Genomic DNA, 18,614 nt, shown 5'->3' with positions numbered 1-18,614 from the left:
AGCATGAAGGTAAGTTTTTAGCGGTCAGCGGTCAGTGGTCAGCTTAAAATAAGGCGTTGCTGAATCAAGGAATGAATATAAGGTGGTGCGTTACGGGACGGGCTGTCTCAACATTGGATACGAGGGGGTCAGAGCGAGCCCGTCCCTAACACACCCTACGCAAGATTTACTCCCTACTCCCTACTCCCTTTCCTATAAATAACAATAAAAAAAATTCGGTCAAGTTCTGGTTAAACCCAAGTCTTGACCGAATTCTATTGTGTACACAAAAACGAGTAAACAATAGGTCAACTCAAAGAAATAAATTCTGATGACTAAAAACATTCCACCAGAGTTAGTCAGCAATTGCTCGAAAGCAACCACATTCTAAGCTCTGACTTATCCTATTCCATTCTACTTCATCCCGCTTCAGAAAACAACCTTAAATCTTCATGGTGGCCAGGGCGTAAAAGCCCTGGCAAATTCCTATCCTAGTCTAGGTAAAAATATCGCACTAAAGTGGTCATCACCTCACCAGGCTTTTCGGTGGGCTCGGGAGTGCTCCACTCGTAGGGATATGCGTATTTAACGGAATACAGCGCATTAATCGTATCGTGAACCTGTTGAGGAGTTCCGATCAACAAGAGCTTGAATTGATTAGGTTTGCGACCTTGGTTGTCCGGGGTGGGAGGAATGTTTTCAGTCATCAGAATCTTTTCTCTTAAGTGGTTATATTATTAATATATACATAAATTAACTACTAGCCAAGGGATTTAGGAATTTTTTTTTATTACGAAATATGGGTAATAGGAGAGTGTGGAAAGTGTGGTAATTGTGGGAATAAGTAAGAGGTAATAATCTTAAAATAAACTGATAATTTTTGGTGTTGTTATCATCAGCTTTTGGTTTATAATGTAAACTATAAGCATTCAGCATTAATCTAATAATGAATGCTTAGTTAATTGGTTTTTTATTGGTAGTTAAAAAAAATCGGCGTTGCTCAATTGAAGTATGAACGAGCGTACGTTTGGTTTTGGTCAAGCCCCCTAAATCCCCCAACTTTGGGGGACTTTGATAGAGAGTTTTGTTCCCCATAAAATTGGTTGGCTAGGGGGGCGGGGGACTTTGATAGAGAGTTTTGTTCCCCCCAAAATTGGGGGGCTAGGGGGGCGAAACCATACCCAGAATCAGCAACGCCACGCACCCTACGCAACTGACAGCTGATAGCTTACTTAATTGGAGTTATTTTTGGTAATCAAAAAAATCAGCTTCCTATCTTTTATCGCAACAAAAGACAGGAAACTGAAATAGCGATAGCATTTTTAGTTAAGATGTAAACAAGGGAACAGGAAACAGGAAAAAGTTGAGGGTATCTAAGGATGGGATGAATGCGATTGACCTAAGGCCACGTTACGCGATCGCATTTCTTGCTTGAGGCGATCCCATCGTTCGATACCCCATTACCACTCAAAATTTACCCACACTTGCGACACTTCCGACACTCTCTTCTGGGGAATTATGAAATAGTCGTGATTGCCCGACCAATATTAATTTGCAGGCCATCTAAGGATTCTTGGCTTTGGATAATACCAATCAGTTGCTCAGAACCGTTACCATCAAAACCGTCAGCATCGAAGAAGATTCCTAGACCGGAAACGCCATTAAGAAGCTCAACATCTTCTAATGTATACTCTATGGCTCCTTTCAGCTGAATAACATCTTTACCAGGTTCAAAGTCAGTAATCAAAGCGTAGCTTGGTGGGGGTTCTGTAGGAGGGGGCTGAATGATGAATCGAACTTGACTATCATCATAATAAACTGTCTGAGTATCTCCGAGAACGAAGGTATCTTTGCCTGAACCACCAGTGAGGGTATCCCTCTCCAACTGACCAGGTTGTTCGTCAAAGATATCCACACCAACTAAGGTATCATCACCACTGCCACCGTTGAGGGTATCTTTGCCAAAGCTACCCATTAAGTTATCGTTGCCACTCCCCCCAAACAGCCTGTCATTGCCAGTATCGCCATCAAGAATATCATCGCCCTGGTTTCCGAACAGGAAGTCATCATGTCCGCCACCGTTGAGGGAATCGTGACCTCTTCCACCAAATAGTAAGTCCGAATCATCCCCTCCATTTAGGGTATCATCACCCCTGTTCCCGATGAGTACGTCTCTGCCATCAAAACCATTGATCTCATCGTCAAACCGAGTACCAACGAGAGTATTATTCCCCTTATCACCGTTGATAACTGCCATGTTAATTTCTCCTTGTTTTTTTCCCAATAGGGAATCAAGCCTTCTATAGTTATTACAAACGATTTATCTCTAGTTGTATTGCCACATTGGCTTAAATTTAGAATCTAGGGTGAATGGGTTAATAAGGGAATCGGGAATCGGGAGTAGGGAGTAGGGAGTAGGGAGTAGGGAATAGGGAATAGGGAATAGGGAATAGGGAATAGGGCATCAAAAATTATCACAATTCCGACACCGATTGCTATAGCAACCCACTGGGCAAAAGCAGCTTTAGGATAAAAAAAACTAGTTCGTTCTTTTAAGTAACTGACTCCAACCCGACCATTGCCTTTGCTGTAAACTCTACGCGGTAGCTCATTACCAATTCAAGCCAAGTTTCTCAGCTACTTCTTCTGCAGGAATACCAGGCTCTCCAAGTTGAGTGCGGTGAAGCGAATCAATCAACTCCTGCACAACCTCAGGTCTTAGTTGTTTATTTTTATCAGGATCGCTCAACAGTGCTTCTAGAGTTTCAGTGACTGTTTCTTGGATGAGGAGCTTACACTCATCAATAGTCAAGTCTTTAACTTGCATGGTCTTTTCCCTCACATAATTACTCTATATTATAGCATTTTTTAGAGGAGATTGTCTTTCAGCAGTTTCTGGAATTTGGTACAATCGGCTAGCCAAAGTATAGCCAAGTTTTTAATCCCTGCGCTGCCTAACTTGTGCTGCACTTTAGGGACCGACTATCCCTTGGGCTTTTCCAAGAGATCCGTGCCGACGTAAACTGAGTCGTTAGCGCTGCATCTGTTAACTATAAGTATTATCAACGCTATAAATCTGGTTTAATGGGTTTACGAAACTAGTTTATTAACGTTGCACACTATTGAATTTATACTAATTATTTGATAATGTAATTTGTAAATTACTGTTTGTTTCACCCTTTAACTGAAGTTAATTAAACCCTTGAAATTATAAACATAAACTGTTGGGAAAAAACTAATTTGACCTAAAATTTAAATTATAGCAAAAATTAAATAAAATAATTTGGGTGATTTTTGATAAACTAATTATAAGAGCCGACATAAATGAATAAAATTCCGTAAACTGTCAACGGTCAACACACCACTGAAGTCAACAAATAACTGAATCTATGAATAGCCCTTTTCTCAATCACCTCCATAGCCCAAAGCGCCCGGTTATCGTATTTGATGGGGCAACTGGAACGTCTCTCCAAACCCAAAACCTCACCGCTGAAGACTTTGGTGGACCTGAGTACGAGGGATGTAATGAGTACCTTGTCCATACTAAACCAGAAGCAGTGGAAAAGGTGCATCGGGGCTTCCTGGAGGTGGGAGCAGATGTGATTGAAACGGATACCTTTGGGGGTACCTCGATTGTACTGGCAGAATATGATCTAGCTGACCAAGCCTATTACCTAAATAAAGCCGCTGCGGAACTAGCGAAACGGATGGCAGCGGAATACTCTACTCCAGAAAAACCTAGGTTTGTGGCAGGGTCCATGGGTCCTGGTACTAAACTCCCTACCCTGGGACATATTGATTTTGATACCTTGAAGAACGCCTATGTGGAACAAGCCTTAGGGTTGTATGATGGCGGTTCTGATTTGCTGATCGTGGAAACCTGTCAGGATGTGCTGCAAATTAAGGCAGCGCTGAATGCCATAGAAGAGGTATTTGAAAAAAAAGGGGCAAGACTGCCACTGATGGTATCGATCACTATGGAAGTGATGGGTACTATGCTGGTGGGGTCAGAAATTAATGCGGCGCTAACTATTCTAGAGCCTTACCCGATTGATATCCTTGGTCTTAACTGTGCCACTGGGCCAGAGCAAATGAAGGAACATATCAAATACTTGTCTGAGTGTTCCCCATTTGTGGTTTCCTGTATCCCTAATGCGGGATTACCGGAAAATGTCGGAGGGCACGCTCACTACAGGCTTACTCCCATGGAACTGCGGATGGCACTGATGCATTTTATAGAGGATTTGGGAGTACAAATTATTGGTGGCTGTTGCGGTACTAGGCCAGATCATATTCAACAGTTAGCGGAGCTTGCCCAAACCCTGACCCCGAAGGAGCGAAATCCTAAGCATGAACCGTCAGCAGCATCGATTTACAGCTCCCAGCCTTATGAGCAAGATAATTCTTTCCTAATTGTTGGTGAACGGCTCAATGCTAGTGGTTCTAAAAAGTGCCGCACCATGCTCAATGCAGAAGATTGGGATGGATTGGTATCTTTGGCTAAATCCCAAATCCGGGAAGGGGCTAACGTCCTAGATGTTAACGTGGACTATGTGGGACGGGATGGAGTTCGGGATATGAACGAATTGGCCTCCCGTTTAGTCACAAATTCCACCTTACCCCTGATGCTGGACTCCACGGAATGGGAAAAGATGGAGGCTGGCTTAAAGGTAGTTGGGGGTAAGTGTATCCTGAACTCCACTAACTACGAAGATGGGGAACCTAGGTTCTATAAGGTACTTGAGTTAGCTAAAATTTATGGCGCGGGAGTGGTAATTGGTACTATCGATGAAGATGGTATGGCCCGGACAGCAGATAAAAAGTTTGAAATTGCTAAACGTGCTTATAACGATGCGATCGCATATGGTATCCCGGCTCATGAACTCTTCTTTGATACTCTAGCGTTACCAATTTCTACAGGCATTGAGGAAGATCGGGAAAACGGCAAAGGAACAATCGAATCCATTCGTCGGATTCGGGAAGAATTGCCTGGGTGTCATGTTATCCTAGGGGTTTCTAATATTTCCTTCGGACTAAACCCAGCAGCACGAATTGTGCTTAATTCCATGTTCTTGCACGAAGCAATGCAAGCAGGGATGGATGCAGCAATTGTTAGTGCTAGTAAGATTTTACCCTTAGCCAAGATTGAGCCAGAGCATCAAGAGGTTTGTCGAAAACTGATTTATGATCAGCGGGAGTTTGATGGGGATGTGTGTACCTATGACCCCTTGGCCGAGCTGACTACTCTGTTTGAAGGGAAAACTACAAAACGCGATCGCTCTCAGGATGAAAACCTATCGGTAGAAGAGCGGCTCAAGCGTCATATTATTGATGGGGAACGGATTGGTTTAGAAGAACAACTGGAGAAAGCCCGAGAAAAATATCCTCCCCTGGAGATTATCAATACCTTTTTGCTGGACGGGATGAAAGTGGTAGGGGAACTATTTGGTTCCGGGCAAATGCAGCTGCCGTTTGTATTACAATCCGCTCAAACCATGAAGGCAGCAGTGGCTTATTTAGAGCCATATATGGAAAAATCCGAAGCAGGGAAGAATGCTAAAGGTACCTTTGTAATTGCTACGGTGAAAGGAGATGTTCATGATATTGGCAAGAATTTAGTGGATATCATCTTGTCCAACAATGGCTACGAAGTGATTAACTTGGGGATTAAACAGCCAGTGGACAATATTATTGATGCTTATGAAAAGCACAATGCTGACTGTATTGCCATGAGTGGACTACTGGTGAAGTCTACCGCCTTTATGAAGGATAATCTGGCAACCTTTAATGAGCGGGGAATTACGGTACCAGTTATTCTAGGGGGTGCTGCCCTAACACCAAAGTTTGTCCATAAGGATTGTCAGAATACCTACAATGGTCAGGTAGTTTATGGTAAAGATGCCTTTTCTGACCTCCATTTCATGGATAAGTTAATGCCAGCAAAAGCAGCTGGTAACTGGGATGATAGTAAAGGCTTTATCGATGAGGTAGAGAATGGTTTAGCAGTTGAAGCTTCTTCCGAATTGAAAGTTGACAAGTTGCAGCAGAATGGTTCACAAGACAACTCTCAACCAGCAACTCCCCTTTCAACTCCTGTAGATACTAATCGTTCGGAAGCGGTAACCTTAGATATTGAGCGTCCAACACCGCCATTCTGGGGAACTAAGATACTTCAGCCAGAAGATATTTCCTTCGAGGAAGTCTTATGGTATCTGGATTTGCAGGCGTTGATTGCTGGACAATGGCAGTTTCGGAAGCCAAAGGACCAGTCGAGGGAGGAGTATAATCAGTTTTTGAAGGAAAAGGTTGACCCAATTCTGGCGAAATGGAAGGAAAAAACTCTTGCTGAGAACTTGTTACATCCCCAGGTAGTCTATGGATATTTTCCTTGTTTAGCTGATGGTAATTCCTTGATAATTTATGATGCTAAAGGGATGAATCCCGAAGGCGCAAAGGACCCGAAGGAATTGCAAGAGGTGGCACGGTTTGAGTTTCCTCGGCAACGGTCTGGTAAGCGTTTGTGTATAGCGGATTTCTTTTTACCGAAGGAGTTGGCAGAACCAGGTCAATTCGATGTGTTCCCAATGCAGGCGGTAACTGTGGGGGATATTGCCACAGAGTACGCTAAGGAATTATTTGATGGTGATCAATATACGGATTATTTGTATTACCACGGATTGGCGGTACAAATGGCTGAAGCCTTGGCGGAGTGGAGTCATGCTCGGATTCGTCGGGAGTTAGGGTTCGCAGATCAAGAACCCGATAGTATTCGGGATGTGTTGGCTCAGCGCTATCAGGGTTCACGGTATAGCTTTGGTTATCCCGCTTGTCCAAATCTCCAGGATCAGTACAAGCAGTTGGATTTGTTGGAATGCGATCGCATTAAGTTATACATGGATGAGAGTGAGCAGTTGTATCCAGAGCAATCTACCACGGCAATTGTAGCTTATCACCCCATCGCTAGGTATTTTACTGCTTGATCTCTCAGCTTTTTGAGAATTGACTCTTGTTCCCCCCAAAGTTGGGGGGCTAGGGGGGCAAAATTCAGTTGAGCTAGCAAGATTTCAGTTGATTAATACTGGAATCTTGCACCCTTGTTATTAATCTTTAGGGTTCGCAGTGTTTATCAAAGTGCAAAGCCCAGCTTGGTGAATCTGTATCAAGCATTGCCCACCCTACTACATAAACTGGTAACAGACTCGAAAAAATTTCCACCCACCCATTTAATATTTACTCTTTATAATATATAATTATAAATTAGGTAAAACTACAAAACGAAAAGTAATCGAACGTTGATGATCATAACTTTTGGTAAAGTGGGATGAGTGGTCAAGATAAAAGTCATAGGATACAGATCATTGCCGCTGTAATTGGCCTGGTTGGTGCACTGGGGGCAGCTGTGATCACGAATTGGCATAATTTATTTCCTAAGGAGATTACCAAGTCTCAAAATTTTGGTCCAGAAAAAGTAAGTTGTACTGGCAGTGGCCAAGTATGCAGTAACCGCTTCGCAATAGATGTAACAACGCGCGGTTTCTTAAAAGTCCAGTATGTCGTCCCCCCTACTCATTGCGGTCCAATAAAAATCCATTTCTACCTTGACGGTGAGCGTGTTACTTCTACAGATACCCTTGGGTGGAGGGGCGCATCTGGCCAGTTCAGTAGGCTTCCGTTGACCTCAGGTAAAATTGATCTTGGCCCTGTTTCCTCAGGAAATCATTCCATTAGTTTAGAGGCAGAAGGGGAAACTGCGGGTTGTAATCGTGGGCAGCTGAATTCTTGGTTAGGGAATCTACAGGTCTGGACATCAGTTTTGGATAAGTAGTTCCGTAGGGTGTGTTAGGGGAGCCCTCATTTTATCGGTAGCTAGAGTTGAGAGACTCAGCCCCGTAACGCACCACTGTTAGGTCAAAGAATAAAAATGAGATCCACCCGAAAGTGCCAACCCTTTAATCTTTTGTGTGGGTTGATTGCCTATTGCTACTAGCTGGGATCCAGTTTTGGAACGAAGATCATTCTGAGATAGAAGACCGATTTTTACTGATTGTTCATTGTTACCGATAGGAGGAATCAGTAATCAGAATCATTTCAGCCCGCAAAGCCACTAAAAATGAAAGTAAACACTATCGATGCTAAAACCATGAAACCAGAATATGACCTTGCCAACATGAAAAGCCGCCCCAATCCTTATGCCAAGAAATTAAAGCAACCAGTAACTTTGCCTTTGAGGATTGATGTAATAGAATATTTTGAAGCAAAGGCGCAAGAAAAAGGAATTTATTAACTCTCAAACTCAGCACTTCCAAGCTGTCAAAATAGTTATCGGATTGAGAGGATTAAACCGAGTTAGCTTGCCCACAGGTACCGACTTTGATAACTGCACCTGTAACCATTGATAATTCCAGTGATCCCCCCTAACCCCCCTTAATAAGGGGGGGAAGGAATTTGCTCTAATCCCGCGCTCGGAGGGGGGGAAACGTTTAGACTCAAACCAACTATAGGCTGTATTAATATGCTCTACAGTTGCTAACGCTAACACTATAATACCATCGAGCTCTAAGCGAGTATCACAGTAATCCAAAATTGAGTGTAAATTACCACCACTACCGCCAATAAAAATACGATTTGGTGTTGGTAAATCCTTCAAAACATCCGGTGCTGATCCATGAATTGATGTAACATTATTAACGCCTAAACGTTGACAATTTTGCTGAATTAAAGCACTACCCATGGCTGTTTTTTCAATAGCATACACCTGAGATGTCTTCGATAAACGAGCAATTTCAATGGAAACCGAACCTGTTCCTGCACCAATATCCCAAACTGTTTGCCCTGGTTTGAGTGCTAACTCTCCTAGTAACAGCAGCCTCACTTCTCGCTTGGTCATTAAACCAGGGCGATCGCTAAAACTAGTAAATGTCTGATCTGGTAATCCCAGTATCGGTAACGAGTCTGGATCCAGGGATTGGTCAAGGGAATCAGGGTGACGTAGTAATACCACCACATTCAGGGGAGCAAAGGTCTGGTTCAATACTGCTTCTACACCAAGACATTGCACCCGTTCATCCATACCTCCCAAATTTTCACATACCCAGAACTGGTAGCCACTGGGTAAATCTAGCGCTAGTAATAATTTAGCGATCGCTTCAGGTGTATTGCTGCCATCCGTCAGCACTGCAATCTTGTCAACTCCCTGCTTCAAGGCTGGGATTAGTTGTTCGAGAGAACGGCCATGAGCACTGATTACCTTAGCATCTTGCCAAGCAACCTTAATCCGACTGAAGGCTAACTGAATCGCACTGACATGGGGATGAAACCTCAGCCTTGAGGGGGGAAGTTGGCTTAGGAGCAATCGTCCTAAGCCAAAAAACAATGGATCACCACTCACCAACACTACGATTAGGGTATCGTGATCAGCACTATCGAGCTGCTTACGAATTAATTCAATAGCGTCAGCAAAATTACCCAATACCAGTTGTGACCCTTGGTGGTTGGGAAAATAACCTAAATGGCGCTGACTTCCTACCAATAGCGTCGCTCGTTCCACCAGCTCCTTGACTTGATCAGTTAAGCTAGCTGCTCCATCTAAACCAATGCCCACTACATGGATGGGTGACCTTTGGGATGTTTTATTACTCACTATCCCAAGCCAATACCATTAATCCATTCAAAATAGCTGCAGCCACTGGAGACCCTCCTTTAGCTCCTTCAACCCGAATCTGAGGGATAGATATCTTTGCCAAAGCAGCTTTCGACTCCAACACTGAAACAAACCCAACGGTTGCGCCAATGACCAAAGCTGGTTTGACCTGAGAGTGGGGCAACTGCTCACATAAAGCCAACAATGCCGTAGGGGCATTACCAATCACAAAAATAGCCCCTGGAAACTGCTCAAAACATCGGAGTAAACCTGTTTCCGTGCGCGTCTTTCCTGGCAGAGCTACTGGTGCCTGGTCTACTGCTACAATCAGCGGATTACCAAAGGTTTTTGCCACCATACTAGCTATCCCCTGTTTGACCATTCCGACATCTGTAACTATTGGTGTTCCCTGGCTCAGTGCAGAAATACCAGATGCGATCGCATTTTCACTAAACCGAAGCAGTTGGGTAAATTCAAAATCAGCTGTACTATGGATTACCCTGCGCACAATCCCATACTCAGCTCGATTAAACTGATGCTCCCCAATCTGTTGGTCAATAATGGCAAAACTTTGCTCCATAATCGGATGCATCGACAATGCTTTCATCTCAATCCCCAACCCATATTCTGCTCCAACTTAAACACTAAGCACGCGAAAGCACTCAAAACTCCAAAACTGGCCATTCCGGTTCCCGCAAGAAGTGCATCATATCATCAAACTTCCTTAATTGAGCCTGCCGAATCGATAGTACACTCCCTTCCGCTTCTAAGGCTTGGCCACTTAACTCGAATAGGATATTGCTAATGCGATCGCTATCCAATTCCTGGGGGATATCTCCGAAATATCCTAGAGTGATGTGAGCCGTAAAATGGTATTGCTGTTCAATACCTAGAGCCATTAAATCAGAATTTTGATAAATACACCGACGCAGTTGCGCAATCCGATTGTATGCCTGTTCATCCTTGGGCGCTAGACATACACCAATCGCTCTGGGCATGACCATTAAGCCCAACAGCTGCCAGCTAATGGGATTACCACCATTTGCTAAAGACGTTTCCTGGCTGATACCGACATACTTGTCGAAACTTGCCTGTATCGACTGAAGCAGTTGAGTTTCAAACTCTGGATTTTCAGCCGTGGCATCTCGGTAAGCATTTTCCCAAATCAAGTCAGCCAGGGTTAAATGAAAACTATCCGGGGGTATGGGTACCATTAAACCCGGGTCTAGTTGCTGGAGAAGCTCTTTTTGGAGCTGCTGCATGTTATTATAGAATGCTGAATTATTCGTCTCTTCCTCCCAAGGTGGTGTGATTACAGTGTAACCAGGAAAAGGGGCAGGCTCTCTGCTGCCATTAGGGAGACGTTTAAACTTGGGTGACTCTTGGATATTGAGTAACTGCGATTGATAGGTTGCGGTTAGGGTCAGCCGTGTGACCCGATTTAGATAACTTTGATATGTATCGTCCAATTTTGCCCCCTTACGTGTTCTGATATGGGAATTTACCTCTATTGGGGAAAGGATGACTTTGCCATGGCTCAAGCCGTGGACAAACTGCGTCGATCCTTAGTTGACCCCAACTGGGCTAGTTTTAACTATGACAAAATTTCCCCAGACCAACCAGATGCCGTAATTCAAGCTTTGAATCAAGTAATGACTCCTCCGTTTGGCATCGGTGGACGTCTAGTGTGGTTAGTCGATACAACCCTGTGTCAGCAATGTTCGGACAATTTACTGGCAGAATTAGAGCGTACTATACCAGTCATTCCTAAACACTCCGTTTTGTTACTAACTACCCCCCATCGACCAGATCCACGACTCAAGTCCACGAAATTACTGCAACAGTACGCCCAGATTCAGGAGTTTGCTCTGATTCCCCCCTGGAAGACCCAGCAGCTGCTCAATCGGGTCAAGTCCTACTCCGTTGAATTTGGGGTCAAACTAACCAATAGTGCGGCTGTTCTCTTAGCCGAATCCGTTAGCAATGACACCCGACAGTTATTCAACGAACTGGAAAAATTACGACTCTACGCGCTGTATGACAGCCAACCCTTATCAGAAAGTACCGTTGCCACCCTGGTAGTGGCTAATACTCAAAATACCTTGCAACTGGCAGAGGCGATTCGGCAAGGGGATGGGGCAAAAGCTTTAGAGTTGTTAGCTGCCTTGATCAACCACAATGAACCTCCCTTAAAGATTGTCGCTACCTTAATTACCCAGTTTCGTACCTGGTTGTGGGTGAAGTTGCTGGTCCGTGAGGGGGAAACTGATCTAAATGCGATCGCTAGCACCGCCAATATCAATAACCCCAAACGAGTTTTCTTCCTCAAACAAGACGTGGAGTTCCTTTCCCCCAAGCAACTTATCTCCACTCTGGGGGTCTTGCTGGAGTTAGACCTCAACCTCAAAACCGGAGCAGACCCCCTTTCAACATTACAAACTAAGGTGATACAACTTTGTGAAATCTTTAACAGTTGAAGAGTTTATACCGGTCAGTGGCTTCACCCAGGCTAGCTTTAATATTGAAGGTTAAATTTTTTTTATACTCATGCTTCATATTCATCCTGTCTGCACTTCCCAATCCCCAGAATATCTTGCCTTATGAGGAACTTACCACCCATAAATTAATTCACATTAAACTAGCCCTTAGTGGTTTTGGTTATTGTTTGTTTTGATCATAATCTATCATCATGCTCACTGCTAACTCTCTAAAACTTAGCTTGACCCAAATTTTCTCCCAATCTCTCCTTGTCGGAGGACTTACTGCTATTAGTTTGCTATCTGGATTTATCCCTGAGCTTTCTGAAGACTCTTATACCCTTGTGATTACAACTTCAGCCTATGCTCAAGATGTCACCTCTGAGATTAGTCCTAATGACGTCACTCAATATGCTGAAGTTCTATTACAAATAGAGCCTATTCGCGCATCTGCCTATGAAAAAATCACCACAATCCTAGGAGAGCAACCAGAAATTTTCTGCGATGACCCCCAGAGCATCGATAAGCTGCCCTCGACCGCCCAAGAGATTGCTAAAGATTACTGCCAACAGTCAGAGGGAATTGTCTCTAAGTATTTTCCCGAAGGAGGAAATAAACGCTTCAACGAAATTACTATTGAGATGCAAGATAATCAAAATTTACGGGAACAGATTCAAAGTGAATTAGTGCGTATTCAACAAGCAAAATTTGACGCTAGCTTTTAGTTGGGGATAGCTCGAATCATCAGCCACTTATTCCCTTGACCCATAACTTAAACCATAACGTCAACCATAATTAAATCGTTTTGGGAAAAGCGTAAGGGTCTCAACGTTCCTCTTGGGCAAGCAGTAAGACGAGTTGCACACCTGGGAATTATCAATCAAGTTTAGACCTATAGTGGTATAGTTACCTTGAAAACAACCATAATAGCTAGCCACTAGTAATAGTAAAAAATAGGCTAATCCAGCTTTCGGCTAGCCACTGCAGGTCGCTTATCTCCCAGAAAACGGCTAATGAACAAATTTATCTATCCCTTGGGATGGCTTGCCGGAATGATAGTGGTTTTGGTTGGATGTTCTTCCAGTCCAGACCCTGACCCCACCGCAGCTATCCCCACAGTAGCGTCAGATGCAGTAAAGAGTCAGGAATTGAAGAATTACGCCAAAGCTGTTCTGGCGATCGATCAAAATCGTCAAGGTGTCTATGAGGATATTCAGGAATTAACCAAAGACAAAGACAAGATAGTTCCTGAAATTAACTGCACCCAAGTAAAAACCATCGCAGGTCTACGTCGAAATATCCAAGATCTGGCTGTAAACTACTGTAAGCGCTCGAAAACCATTGCTGAAAGTCATGACTTGACCATATCTCGATTTAATTCCATTACCGTTAGCGCCCAATCGGATCAGAAGTTACAACGGCGCATCCACAATGAACTAGTTCGCTTACAACAAAATTGACAATATGTCAAGCTTGTAGGGTGGGCAAAAGCGGTCAGCGGTCAGCGGTCAGCGGTCAGCGGTCAGCGGTCAGCCTTTAGCTACTTGAGGTGCTGACGTAACAGAGATTAAACCAATGCTTACCTGTTGTCTTGATGCAATAGCGAGTGGGGGAAACCACGGCAGTCGCTCATGGGGGAGACCACGGCAGTCGCTCATGGGGGAAACCCCCAAGACCGCGCTGCCTCCCCAAGACCGCGCTGCCTCCCCAAGACCGCGCTGCATCGCTTATTAAAAAGCTGATAACTGATAGCTGATAACTGATAACTTATAGCTGATAGCTTACCTTTGCTCACCCTACTTCACTTGGTATTTGTTTTAAACAGAAGTCTGAATTAAGCAATGGTAAATTGCCCATGCTCACCTTTACGAAACGCCTCAGAGCTAATCAGAATACTAAAGTCGGCTTTACCCTCTCCTTGACAGCCGAGGAGCGTACCCGAACTCGCCACCGCTTTGAAACAGCGGATGGTGAAAATTTGTATTTGCGTTTGCCTAGGGGCAGTGTCTTGCAGGATGGGGATTTACTGGAAGCTGAAGATACGAAGGTGATGATCCGAATTGCTGCTAAACCAGAACCGGTACTGACTGTCACTGCCAAAAAACCGGTGAATTTGCTGCGAGCTGCTTATCATTTGGGTAATCGCCATGTCCCTTTAGAAGTAACGGCTAGCTATTTAAGGTTATCTCCTGACCCAGTTTTGCAAGGGATGTTAGAGCAGTTGGGGGTAGAGGTACACCAGGAAGTGGTACCGTTTCAACCAGAAATCGGTGCCTATCGACATTGAGAAGTTTAAAGAGAACTGTTAAAAGAAAACTGTAAAAAAGAGGCACACCTAAGTGCGCCTCTTAATCAATCCTTCGGAACAGAAGCCCGATGGTTAGCCTCTTGCCACAGCTGATAGAGAAAAAACTCAACAGCATAGTTCATTGCTGTTACAAAAATTCCCTCTTCATCTTCTGGATCTGACGTTAGCCAGGTGCCTTGTAGGCTTACTTCAACATATTCCGCATCACAAATCGATAATGCGATCGCATCTGTTTTGTCTTGCCGCACAAACACTTCTAATTGCCTGAGCTGGGGCAAGTCAGCTGGTAGCAAAAATGACGCAGTGCTGGGTTCGATATAGAAACTTGCCCCCGCACGGAGCGAGACAAGGGTTCGTGTCGTTACCCATTCTTCTAGGGATTGAGCCAAACGCTCTAGATAAAAGCTATTTTCGGTGTAAATCAGTTTCAGCATTACCTGTAACTTCCTCCTCTAACCGATTGATTTGCTGTTGACGCCAAAACTGTTCCGCAAAAGCAACAGCTGGATGCATGGGTGCTTTGGGCTGCCTGGGTAATTTCATTCCCGCTTGGTGGGGAGTGCGGTTGCCTTTAAGGCTGTTACAACGCTCACATGCTGTAACGACGTTGTCCCAACTGTGTTTCCCGCCTTTTGACCGAGGCATGACATGGTCGAGGGTTAGCTTTTTGGTGCTGCCACAGTATTGGCACCGATGCTTGTCCCGTCTTAAGACCTCCCGCCGATTTACTGGAGGAACTCGCCAAGTTGGTTCAGTTTCGGTAACTATCAAGCGGATATGGCTTGGTACCAAGATCACCACACTAGGAGAACGGACTTTGTAGCCCTTACCACCAAAGAAATCGATTGGTTCAGCTTTCCCGGTAACCAACAGAGCAATCGCTCGTTTGATATTGACTCGATTAATGGGTAAGTAGTTTTTGGAAAAAACCACTACCGATTGCCTCAACACCTCAGTTGTGCTTGTCACGGATTGACTCCTCATAAACCAAACCCCCGCTTCTGTTTGTCAGGAGCGGGGGCGTTTAAGATTTTTTAGGGTAGGCTGATTGCTATGTCAGTACTGCTAGCGTTCGCCTATACCTCCCGCTGTGTCTATTTAGTTTCAGATTGATCTCTGGCCGACAATTGATTGGTTGTGAATCATGCCTTCTATACTCGACTGTTCCCTGTGCGATCGAGTCATATTTGCCCCTAAACAAAAGCTCCACCCATATTGCCCCGAATCCCGAACCGCCGAAGCAGTTGATATCTGAGCAATTGGTGGAGGAGGTTAAATGATGACTCATAGAAGATGAAATGTTTGAAGGCGAAATTTGTGAAAAACGATTTTCAAGCCGCTTTTTAAATACTACACTTGTATTACGGGAATGTCCAGATATTTGGAGGAAAAAATTAATGCCTACACTCACCCGTCAAAACTCAACCACTGATATGGAAGTTACCAGCATCCGTCTGGATCGACAGTTGAAAGAGAAACTCAAAGAACTTTCTGGCACTCAGGGGTATCAAGCTCTGATTCGAGATATTCTCTGGAACTATGTCCAGCACAAGTCTGGTGATTATCGACCTCAATTTTGTAAGTCTGATATCAGAGCCACCATTCAAGCGATCGCTGAGCGCAAAGAGCGTTGTGTACTGACTGGCAAGTATATAGAACCCCAAGAGCCGATGTTATTAGGACTGACGATCAACGGAGAGATGCTTCCCCTCAGTATTGATAGTATGTCCGACTGTTAAGGGTTTGCCTCGATACAATTGAAGAGACGTGCGATCGCATGTCTCTTCTGAATCCTTAACTAGGCACTCTTGTAGGTGGGTTACCGAGTTGGAACCTGTAAGGGTGGCACTTGCGGAAGCTCAAGTTTTGGTGCTTCTAGAACTGGTGGGGCTTCTGGTGTTGCTGGGATTTCTTCAGTGTCCATAGCTTCTGGGATTTCTTCAGTGTCCATAGCTTCTGGGGCTTCTGGGGTTTCTGGCATTTCTAGCGTTTTAGTAGCTACTTGGAGATATAAATCAGAACCCAGTGTTAGTGGTAAATCCTGTTCCGGATTAATGATCATAGGATTTTGCTGCTCCGGTTGTTGATTAGAATCACCACCAGTTAAGACACCAGTCAAAATATTAACCGCAGCACCTTCTAATGTTTGTTTCTCGGTATCATCAGGCTTAGCATCAGTAACCAGTTTCGAGGTGGCATTGATGGTGTTATAGGATAATTCACCAATTTTAAGTTTTTGAGCCACAAACTGAGTACCAAGAAACTGAGAACCACTATAACGCGGTACTAATTGACCCTCAATCTCGCTGTCTTTTGGAATTAAGACTATTCCTTGCTCATTTTTGATGTCCTCAGCCACTAACAGCGTCATATCAATAGTTTCACCACGCTCCACAGCCACCTTGTCTGATACTGTGTAGGCTACATCAATCACTGTACCTTTGGAAACTTGATATTCCTTAGTTTCTGGGAGTTCATCCTTACTAGTCATTGACTCAGTGGAATCAGTCCCCTCAGTTTTTTCAGTTGTCTGAGTTGATTCCATCAGGCTGTCGTCACCCACAGATTTAGTCTCTCCCGTCAGCTGAGCAATATATTGAGAGGCTGGATGTTGACTAGACAGGGGAGCTAATACCTCTTCATTCACTAAAGCTTGATGAATAAACGCTGCCACATCAGCACGGGTAGCAGGTTTACCAAAATCAAGATAGGTTACATTCGGGTAGTTGACGACCATAGCCTTTTGGGTAGCAGCCGCAACGCTATCTTTGGCATAGTCAGGGATTCGGGATAGGTCTTCATAGGAAGAGAGAGTGTTCTTTACTGAACTGCTAGAGTATAGACCCAAACCATTTAAACCCAAACCATTGGTCAATGACACCAATACTTGTCCCCGAGATAGTGGCGAAGATGGACGTAGTTGGCTGTTGGATTTATCCTGCTCAGTTAGGTTACGACTTACCCAATACTCAGCCGCTTCACGATCAAATGTTTTGGGCAAAGCTAAATTATTTTCGCTGAAAGCTTGGCTCACCATTGCAGAGAACTGAGCGTAAGTAACAGCTTGATCAGGTTTAAAGGTGCCATTGGCATATCCATTTACCAGGTTTTCTGCTGCCAACCCTTCAATGAACGGTTTTGCCCAATGACCTTGAATATCAATAAAGCTAGTTTGGTTTGGAACCGCAATTACCATCGGCGCAGTCACACCAGTTACTATTCCCAATAGCAACATGGCAGTGCTCGTGGAATTCCAAGTAGACGCACTAGACATAGAACACAACTCTCCTGATTTAGATAACTCTTCCAGACAGCTCAACTCCTTAGTTATCAGAGTTGACAGCTTCCCAAACACCATCCCCAGACGCACAGGTGAAGTGAAAGTTCCCAAGTTTTAAAAAAAAAGATCACTATCGCTAACGGAGTCATATCAAGTGCAGTTAATCAGTTACAAAAGTCATTAATCGTAGGGTGGGCAGTGTCTAGCAACGCGCTTTGCAAACTTCTGAATCTGTCTGCTGCACTGCCCACCCTACATGAACTTACAAAAGGGAGTAGAGAACAGGGAATCGGGAATCGGGAATCGGGAACAGGGAATCGGGAAAAAATCCTGTGTATTTTATTAATAAGATTTGTAAATTTAGCCAGATTGGCGAGACAAATTTATGCTATGGGATTTTTATTTATAGTATTGACGGTTGGAGAACGTTTATGTTTTTAGAAAGTGTAATCCTTTTCTTTAAGCGCTTAGCTGCTGATAAAAATTTCCGTAGCCAGCTTGAAGATGCTGCAAGTCCAGAAGACTACCAAACCATGGTGCGAGATGCTGGCTTTGATTTCACACCAGAAGACTTGGAAACTACCACAGCTAAAATTCTCGATGAGAATAAGCTTAGAGATTTAGACGATAATTTCAAGAATCTCAGTGAAGAAGACCTAGAAGTACTTGTTGGTGGCGTGTTTAGAGGCTTCTGTGGTTGGCCATGGCGACCTATACATCCGATTGAGCCACCTATAAAAAAGCCACCTATTGAGGTTCAGCCCCTATATGGAGCAGTCATCGGGATTACACCGGAACCTCCTGTGCGGTTCGTTCCAACCAGGAGCTTTCAGAAACTGAAAGGGTATGGGTTGGGGGATTCGCGAGGGTTAAAACCTCAAAAATCCTAACTATCTAACGGATATGGGTGAAAACCCCATCCTTGAGGAG

General features: G+C 44.1%; 19 protein-coding genes and 2 pseudogenes. 11 read left to right on the top strand and 10 right to left on the bottom strand.

Annotated elements, in window-relative coordinates; translation table 11 throughout:
- Positions 1-470: 470 nt before the first annotated feature.
- The 3 genes from F6K63_RS21170 to F6K63_RS21160 all read right to left on the bottom strand — a co-directional run bounded on the left by F6K63_RS21170 (position 471) and on the right by F6K63_RS21160 (position 2,806).
- Positions 471-686: a hypothetical protein gene (locus F6K63_RS21170; RefSeq protein WP_008189162.1), complete on the bottom strand. Its 216-nt coding sequence runs from the start codon at positions 684-686 to the stop codon at positions 471-473.
- 809 nt (positions 687-1,495) lie between these two features.
- On the bottom strand, positions 1,496-2,236 hold the full coding sequence (locus F6K63_RS21165) for a calcium-binding protein (RefSeq protein WP_287297404.1): 741 nt from the start codon (positions 2,234-2,236) through the stop codon (positions 1,496-1,498).
- 354 nt (positions 2,237-2,590) lie between these two features.
- Entirely contained in the window at positions 2,591-2,806 is a 216-nt protein-coding gene (locus tag F6K63_RS21160; RefSeq protein WP_044493068.1) for a hypothetical protein, read from the bottom strand.
- Between the two features lie 562 nt (positions 2,807-3,368).
- Here F6K63_RS21160 and metH point away from each other — a divergent pair.
- From metH to F6K63_RS21145, 4 genes and pseudogenes are all read left to right on the top strand, one after another.
- Positions 3,369-6,959: a methionine synthase gene (metH, locus tag F6K63_RS21155; RefSeq protein ID WP_287313065.1), complete on the top strand. Its 3,591-nt coding sequence runs from the start codon at positions 3,369-3,371 to the stop codon at positions 6,957-6,959.
- Positions 6,960-7,300: 341 nt separating this feature from the next.
- Positions 7,301-7,804 carry a hypothetical protein gene (locus F6K63_RS21150; RefSeq protein WP_287252652.1) on the top strand — a complete coding sequence of 168 codons (504 nt, stop codon included), beginning with the start codon at positions 7,301-7,303 and terminating at the stop codon, positions 7,802-7,804.
- 167 nt (positions 7,805-7,971) lie between these two features.
- Positions 7,972-8,115, top strand: a pseudogene (locus F6K63_RS37930) (BrnT family toxin); the annotation flags it as partial.
- Between the two features lie 4 nt (positions 8,116-8,119).
- Positions 8,120-8,257: pseudogene (locus tag F6K63_RS21145) on the top strand (antitoxin); the annotation flags it as partial.
- Positions 8,258-8,272: 15 nt separating this feature from the next.
- Here the strand turns inward: F6K63_RS21145 and cbiE are convergent.
- The 3 genes from cbiE to F6K63_RS21130 are packed head-to-tail and all read right to left on the bottom strand — an operon-like array spanning position 8,273 to position 11,088.
- The gene (gene cbiE / locus F6K63_RS21140) at positions 8,273-9,619 is read right to left on the bottom strand and encodes a precorrin-6y C5,15-methyltransferase (decarboxylating) subunit CbiE (RefSeq protein WP_287313063.1); all 1,347 of its coding nucleotides are present in this window, start codon (positions 9,617-9,619) and stop codon (positions 8,273-8,275) included.
- Positions 9,612-10,226: a cobalt-precorrin-8X methylmutase gene (locus tag F6K63_RS21135; RefSeq protein WP_287313062.1), complete on the bottom strand. Its 615-nt coding sequence runs from the start codon at positions 10,224-10,226 to the stop codon at positions 9,612-9,614. Before F6K63_RS21135 ends, cbiE begins: the two co-directional genes overlap by 8 nt.
- A 55-nt stretch (positions 10,227-10,281) precedes the next feature.
- Positions 10,282-11,088: a DUF1868 domain-containing protein gene (locus F6K63_RS21130; protein WP_071103855.1), complete on the bottom strand. Its 807-nt coding sequence runs from the start codon at positions 11,086-11,088 to the stop codon at positions 10,282-10,284.
- 24 nt (positions 11,089-11,112) lie between these two features.
- On the opposite strand from F6K63_RS21130, the gene holA reads away from it, so the two are divergent.
- The 3 genes from holA (at position 11,113) to F6K63_RS21115 (ending at position 13,556) form a co-directional block, all read left to right on the top strand.
- Positions 11,113-12,096 carry a DNA polymerase III subunit delta gene (gene holA, locus F6K63_RS21125; protein WP_287313061.1) on the top strand — a complete coding sequence of 328 codons (984 nt, stop codon included), beginning with the start codon at positions 11,113-11,115 and terminating at the stop codon, positions 12,094-12,096.
- 212 nt (positions 12,097-12,308) lie between these two features.
- Positions 12,309-12,821, top strand: a complete 513-nt coding sequence (locus tag F6K63_RS21120) for a DUF4168 domain-containing protein (protein ID WP_287313060.1) — start codon at positions 12,309-12,311, stop codon at positions 12,819-12,821.
- 288 nt (positions 12,822-13,109) lie between these two features.
- Positions 13,110-13,556, top strand: coding sequence for a DUF4168 domain-containing protein (locus tag F6K63_RS21115; RefSeq protein WP_008183844.1), 447 nt, complete (start codon positions 13,110-13,112; stop codon positions 13,554-13,556).
- A 69-nt stretch (positions 13,557-13,625) separates the two neighbouring features.
- On the opposite strand, the gene F6K63_RS21110 is transcribed toward F6K63_RS21115, so the two are convergent.
- Positions 13,626-13,820 (bottom strand): hypothetical protein, encoded by a 195-nt coding sequence (locus F6K63_RS21110; RefSeq protein WP_287313059.1) that lies wholly within the window; start codon positions 13,818-13,820, stop codon positions 13,626-13,628.
- A 131-nt stretch (positions 13,821-13,951) separates the two neighbouring features.
- Between F6K63_RS21110 and ureE the strand changes: the two genes are divergently transcribed.
- Positions 13,952-14,383 carry an urease accessory protein UreE gene (gene ureE, locus F6K63_RS21105; protein ID WP_008183842.1) on the top strand — a complete coding sequence of 144 codons (432 nt, stop codon included), beginning with the start codon at positions 13,952-13,954 and terminating at the stop codon, positions 14,381-14,383.
- Between the two features lie 65 nt (positions 14,384-14,448).
- Here ureE and F6K63_RS21100 read toward each other — a convergent pair whose 3' ends face one another.
- Both F6K63_RS21100 and F6K63_RS21095 read right to left on the bottom strand, forming a co-directional pair.
- Positions 14,449-14,838: an alr0857 family protein gene (locus F6K63_RS21100; RefSeq protein WP_071103353.1), complete on the bottom strand. Its 390-nt coding sequence runs from the start codon at positions 14,836-14,838 to the stop codon at positions 14,449-14,451.
- The gene (locus F6K63_RS21095; protein WP_502708334.1) at positions 14,810-15,388 is read right to left on the bottom strand and encodes an HNH endonuclease; all 579 of its coding nucleotides are present in this window, start codon (positions 15,386-15,388) and stop codon (positions 14,810-14,812) included. The genes F6K63_RS21100 and F6K63_RS21095 overlap by 29 nt, the downstream gene beginning before the upstream one ends.
- A 413-nt stretch (positions 15,389-15,801) precedes the next feature.
- On the opposite strand from F6K63_RS21095, the gene F6K63_RS21090 reads away from it, so the two are divergent.
- Positions 15,802-16,143: a ribbon-helix-helix domain-containing protein gene (locus F6K63_RS21090; protein WP_287313057.1), complete on the top strand. Its 342-nt coding sequence runs from the start codon at positions 15,802-15,804 to the stop codon at positions 16,141-16,143.
- A gap of 80 nt (positions 16,144-16,223) precedes the next feature.
- Here F6K63_RS21090 and F6K63_RS21085 read toward each other — a convergent pair whose 3' ends face one another.
- Complete coding sequence (locus F6K63_RS21085; RefSeq protein ID WP_287313056.1) at positions 16,224-17,678, bottom strand: S-layer homology domain-containing protein; 1,455 nt, start codon at positions 17,676-17,678, stop codon at positions 16,224-16,226.
- Positions 17,679-17,882: 204 nt separating this feature from the next.
- Between F6K63_RS21085 and F6K63_RS21080 the strand changes: the two genes are divergently transcribed.
- Positions 17,883-18,125 (top strand): hypothetical protein, encoded by a 243-nt coding sequence (locus F6K63_RS21080; protein WP_154659772.1) that lies wholly within the window; start codon positions 17,883-17,885, stop codon positions 18,123-18,125.
- Positions 18,116-18,574, top strand: coding sequence for a Nif11-like leader peptide family natural product precursor (locus F6K63_RS21075; RefSeq protein ID WP_287313055.1), 459 nt, complete (start codon positions 18,116-18,118; stop codon positions 18,572-18,574). The genes F6K63_RS21080 and F6K63_RS21075 overlap by 10 nt, the downstream gene beginning before the upstream one ends.
- Positions 18,575-18,614: the final 40 nt, after the last annotated feature.

It is taken from the genome of Moorena sp. SIO1G6 (genome assembly GCF_010672795.1).
Taxonomy (GTDB): domain Bacteria; phylum Cyanobacteriota; class Cyanobacteriia; order Cyanobacteriales; family Coleofasciculaceae; genus Moorena; species Moorena producens.
This window is presented reverse-complemented; position numbering and strand designations above follow the sequence as displayed.

Excerpts from the sequence above, each read along its gene's own strand:
- F6K63_RS21100 (WP_071103353.1), bottom strand. The coding sequence starts at position 14,838 with ATGCTGAAACTGATTTACACCGAAAATAGCTTTTATCTAGAGCGTTTG.
- F6K63_RS21095 (WP_502708334.1), bottom strand. The coding sequence starts at position 15,388 with ATGAGGAGTCAATCCGTGACAAGCACAACTGAGGTGTTGAGGCAATCG.
- F6K63_RS21170 (WP_008189162.1), bottom strand. The coding sequence starts at position 686 with ATGACTGAAAACATTCCTCCCACCCCGGACAACCAAGGTCGCAAACCT.
- ureE (WP_008183842.1), top strand. The coding sequence starts at position 13,952 with ATGCTCACCTTTACGAAACGCCTCAGAGCTAATCAGAATACTAAAGTC.
- F6K63_RS21075 (WP_287313055.1), top strand. The coding sequence starts at position 18,116 with ATGTTTTTAGAAAGTGTAATCCTTTTCTTTAAGCGCTTAGCTGCTGAT.
- F6K63_RS21135 (WP_287313062.1), bottom strand. The coding sequence starts at position 10,226 with ATGAAAGCATTGTCGATGCATCCGATTATGGAGCAAAGTTTTGCCATT.
- F6K63_RS21120 (WP_287313060.1), top strand. The coding sequence starts at position 12,309 with ATGCTCACTGCTAACTCTCTAAAACTTAGCTTGACCCAAATTTTCTCC.
- F6K63_RS21150 (WP_287252652.1), top strand. The coding sequence starts at position 7,301 with ATGAGTGGTCAAGATAAAAGTCATAGGATACAGATCATTGCCGCTGTA.
- F6K63_RS21165 (WP_287297404.1), bottom strand. The coding sequence starts at position 2,236 with ATGGCAGTTATCAACGGTGATAAGGGGAATAATACTCTCGTTGGTACT.
- F6K63_RS21115 (WP_008183844.1), top strand. The coding sequence starts at position 13,110 with ATGAACAAATTTATCTATCCCTTGGGATGGCTTGCCGGAATGATAGTG.
- metH (WP_287313065.1), top strand. The coding sequence starts at position 3,369 with ATGAATAGCCCTTTTCTCAATCACCTCCATAGCCCAAAGCGCCCGGTT.
- F6K63_RS21160 (WP_044493068.1), bottom strand. The coding sequence starts at position 2,806 with ATGCAAGTTAAAGACTTGACTATTGATGAGTGTAAGCTCCTCATCCAA.
- F6K63_RS21085 (WP_287313056.1), bottom strand. The coding sequence starts at position 17,678 with ATGTCTAGTGCGTCTACTTGGAATTCCACGAGCACTGCCATGTTGCTA.
- holA (WP_287313061.1), top strand. The coding sequence starts at position 11,113 with ATGGGAATTTACCTCTATTGGGGAAAGGATGACTTTGCCATGGCTCAA.
- F6K63_RS21090 (WP_287313057.1), top strand. The coding sequence starts at position 15,802 with ATGCCTACACTCACCCGTCAAAACTCAACCACTGATATGGAAGTTACC.
- F6K63_RS21110 (WP_287313059.1), bottom strand. The coding sequence starts at position 13,820 with ATGCAGCGCGGTCTTGGGGAGGCAGCGCGGTCTTGGGGAGGCAGCGCG.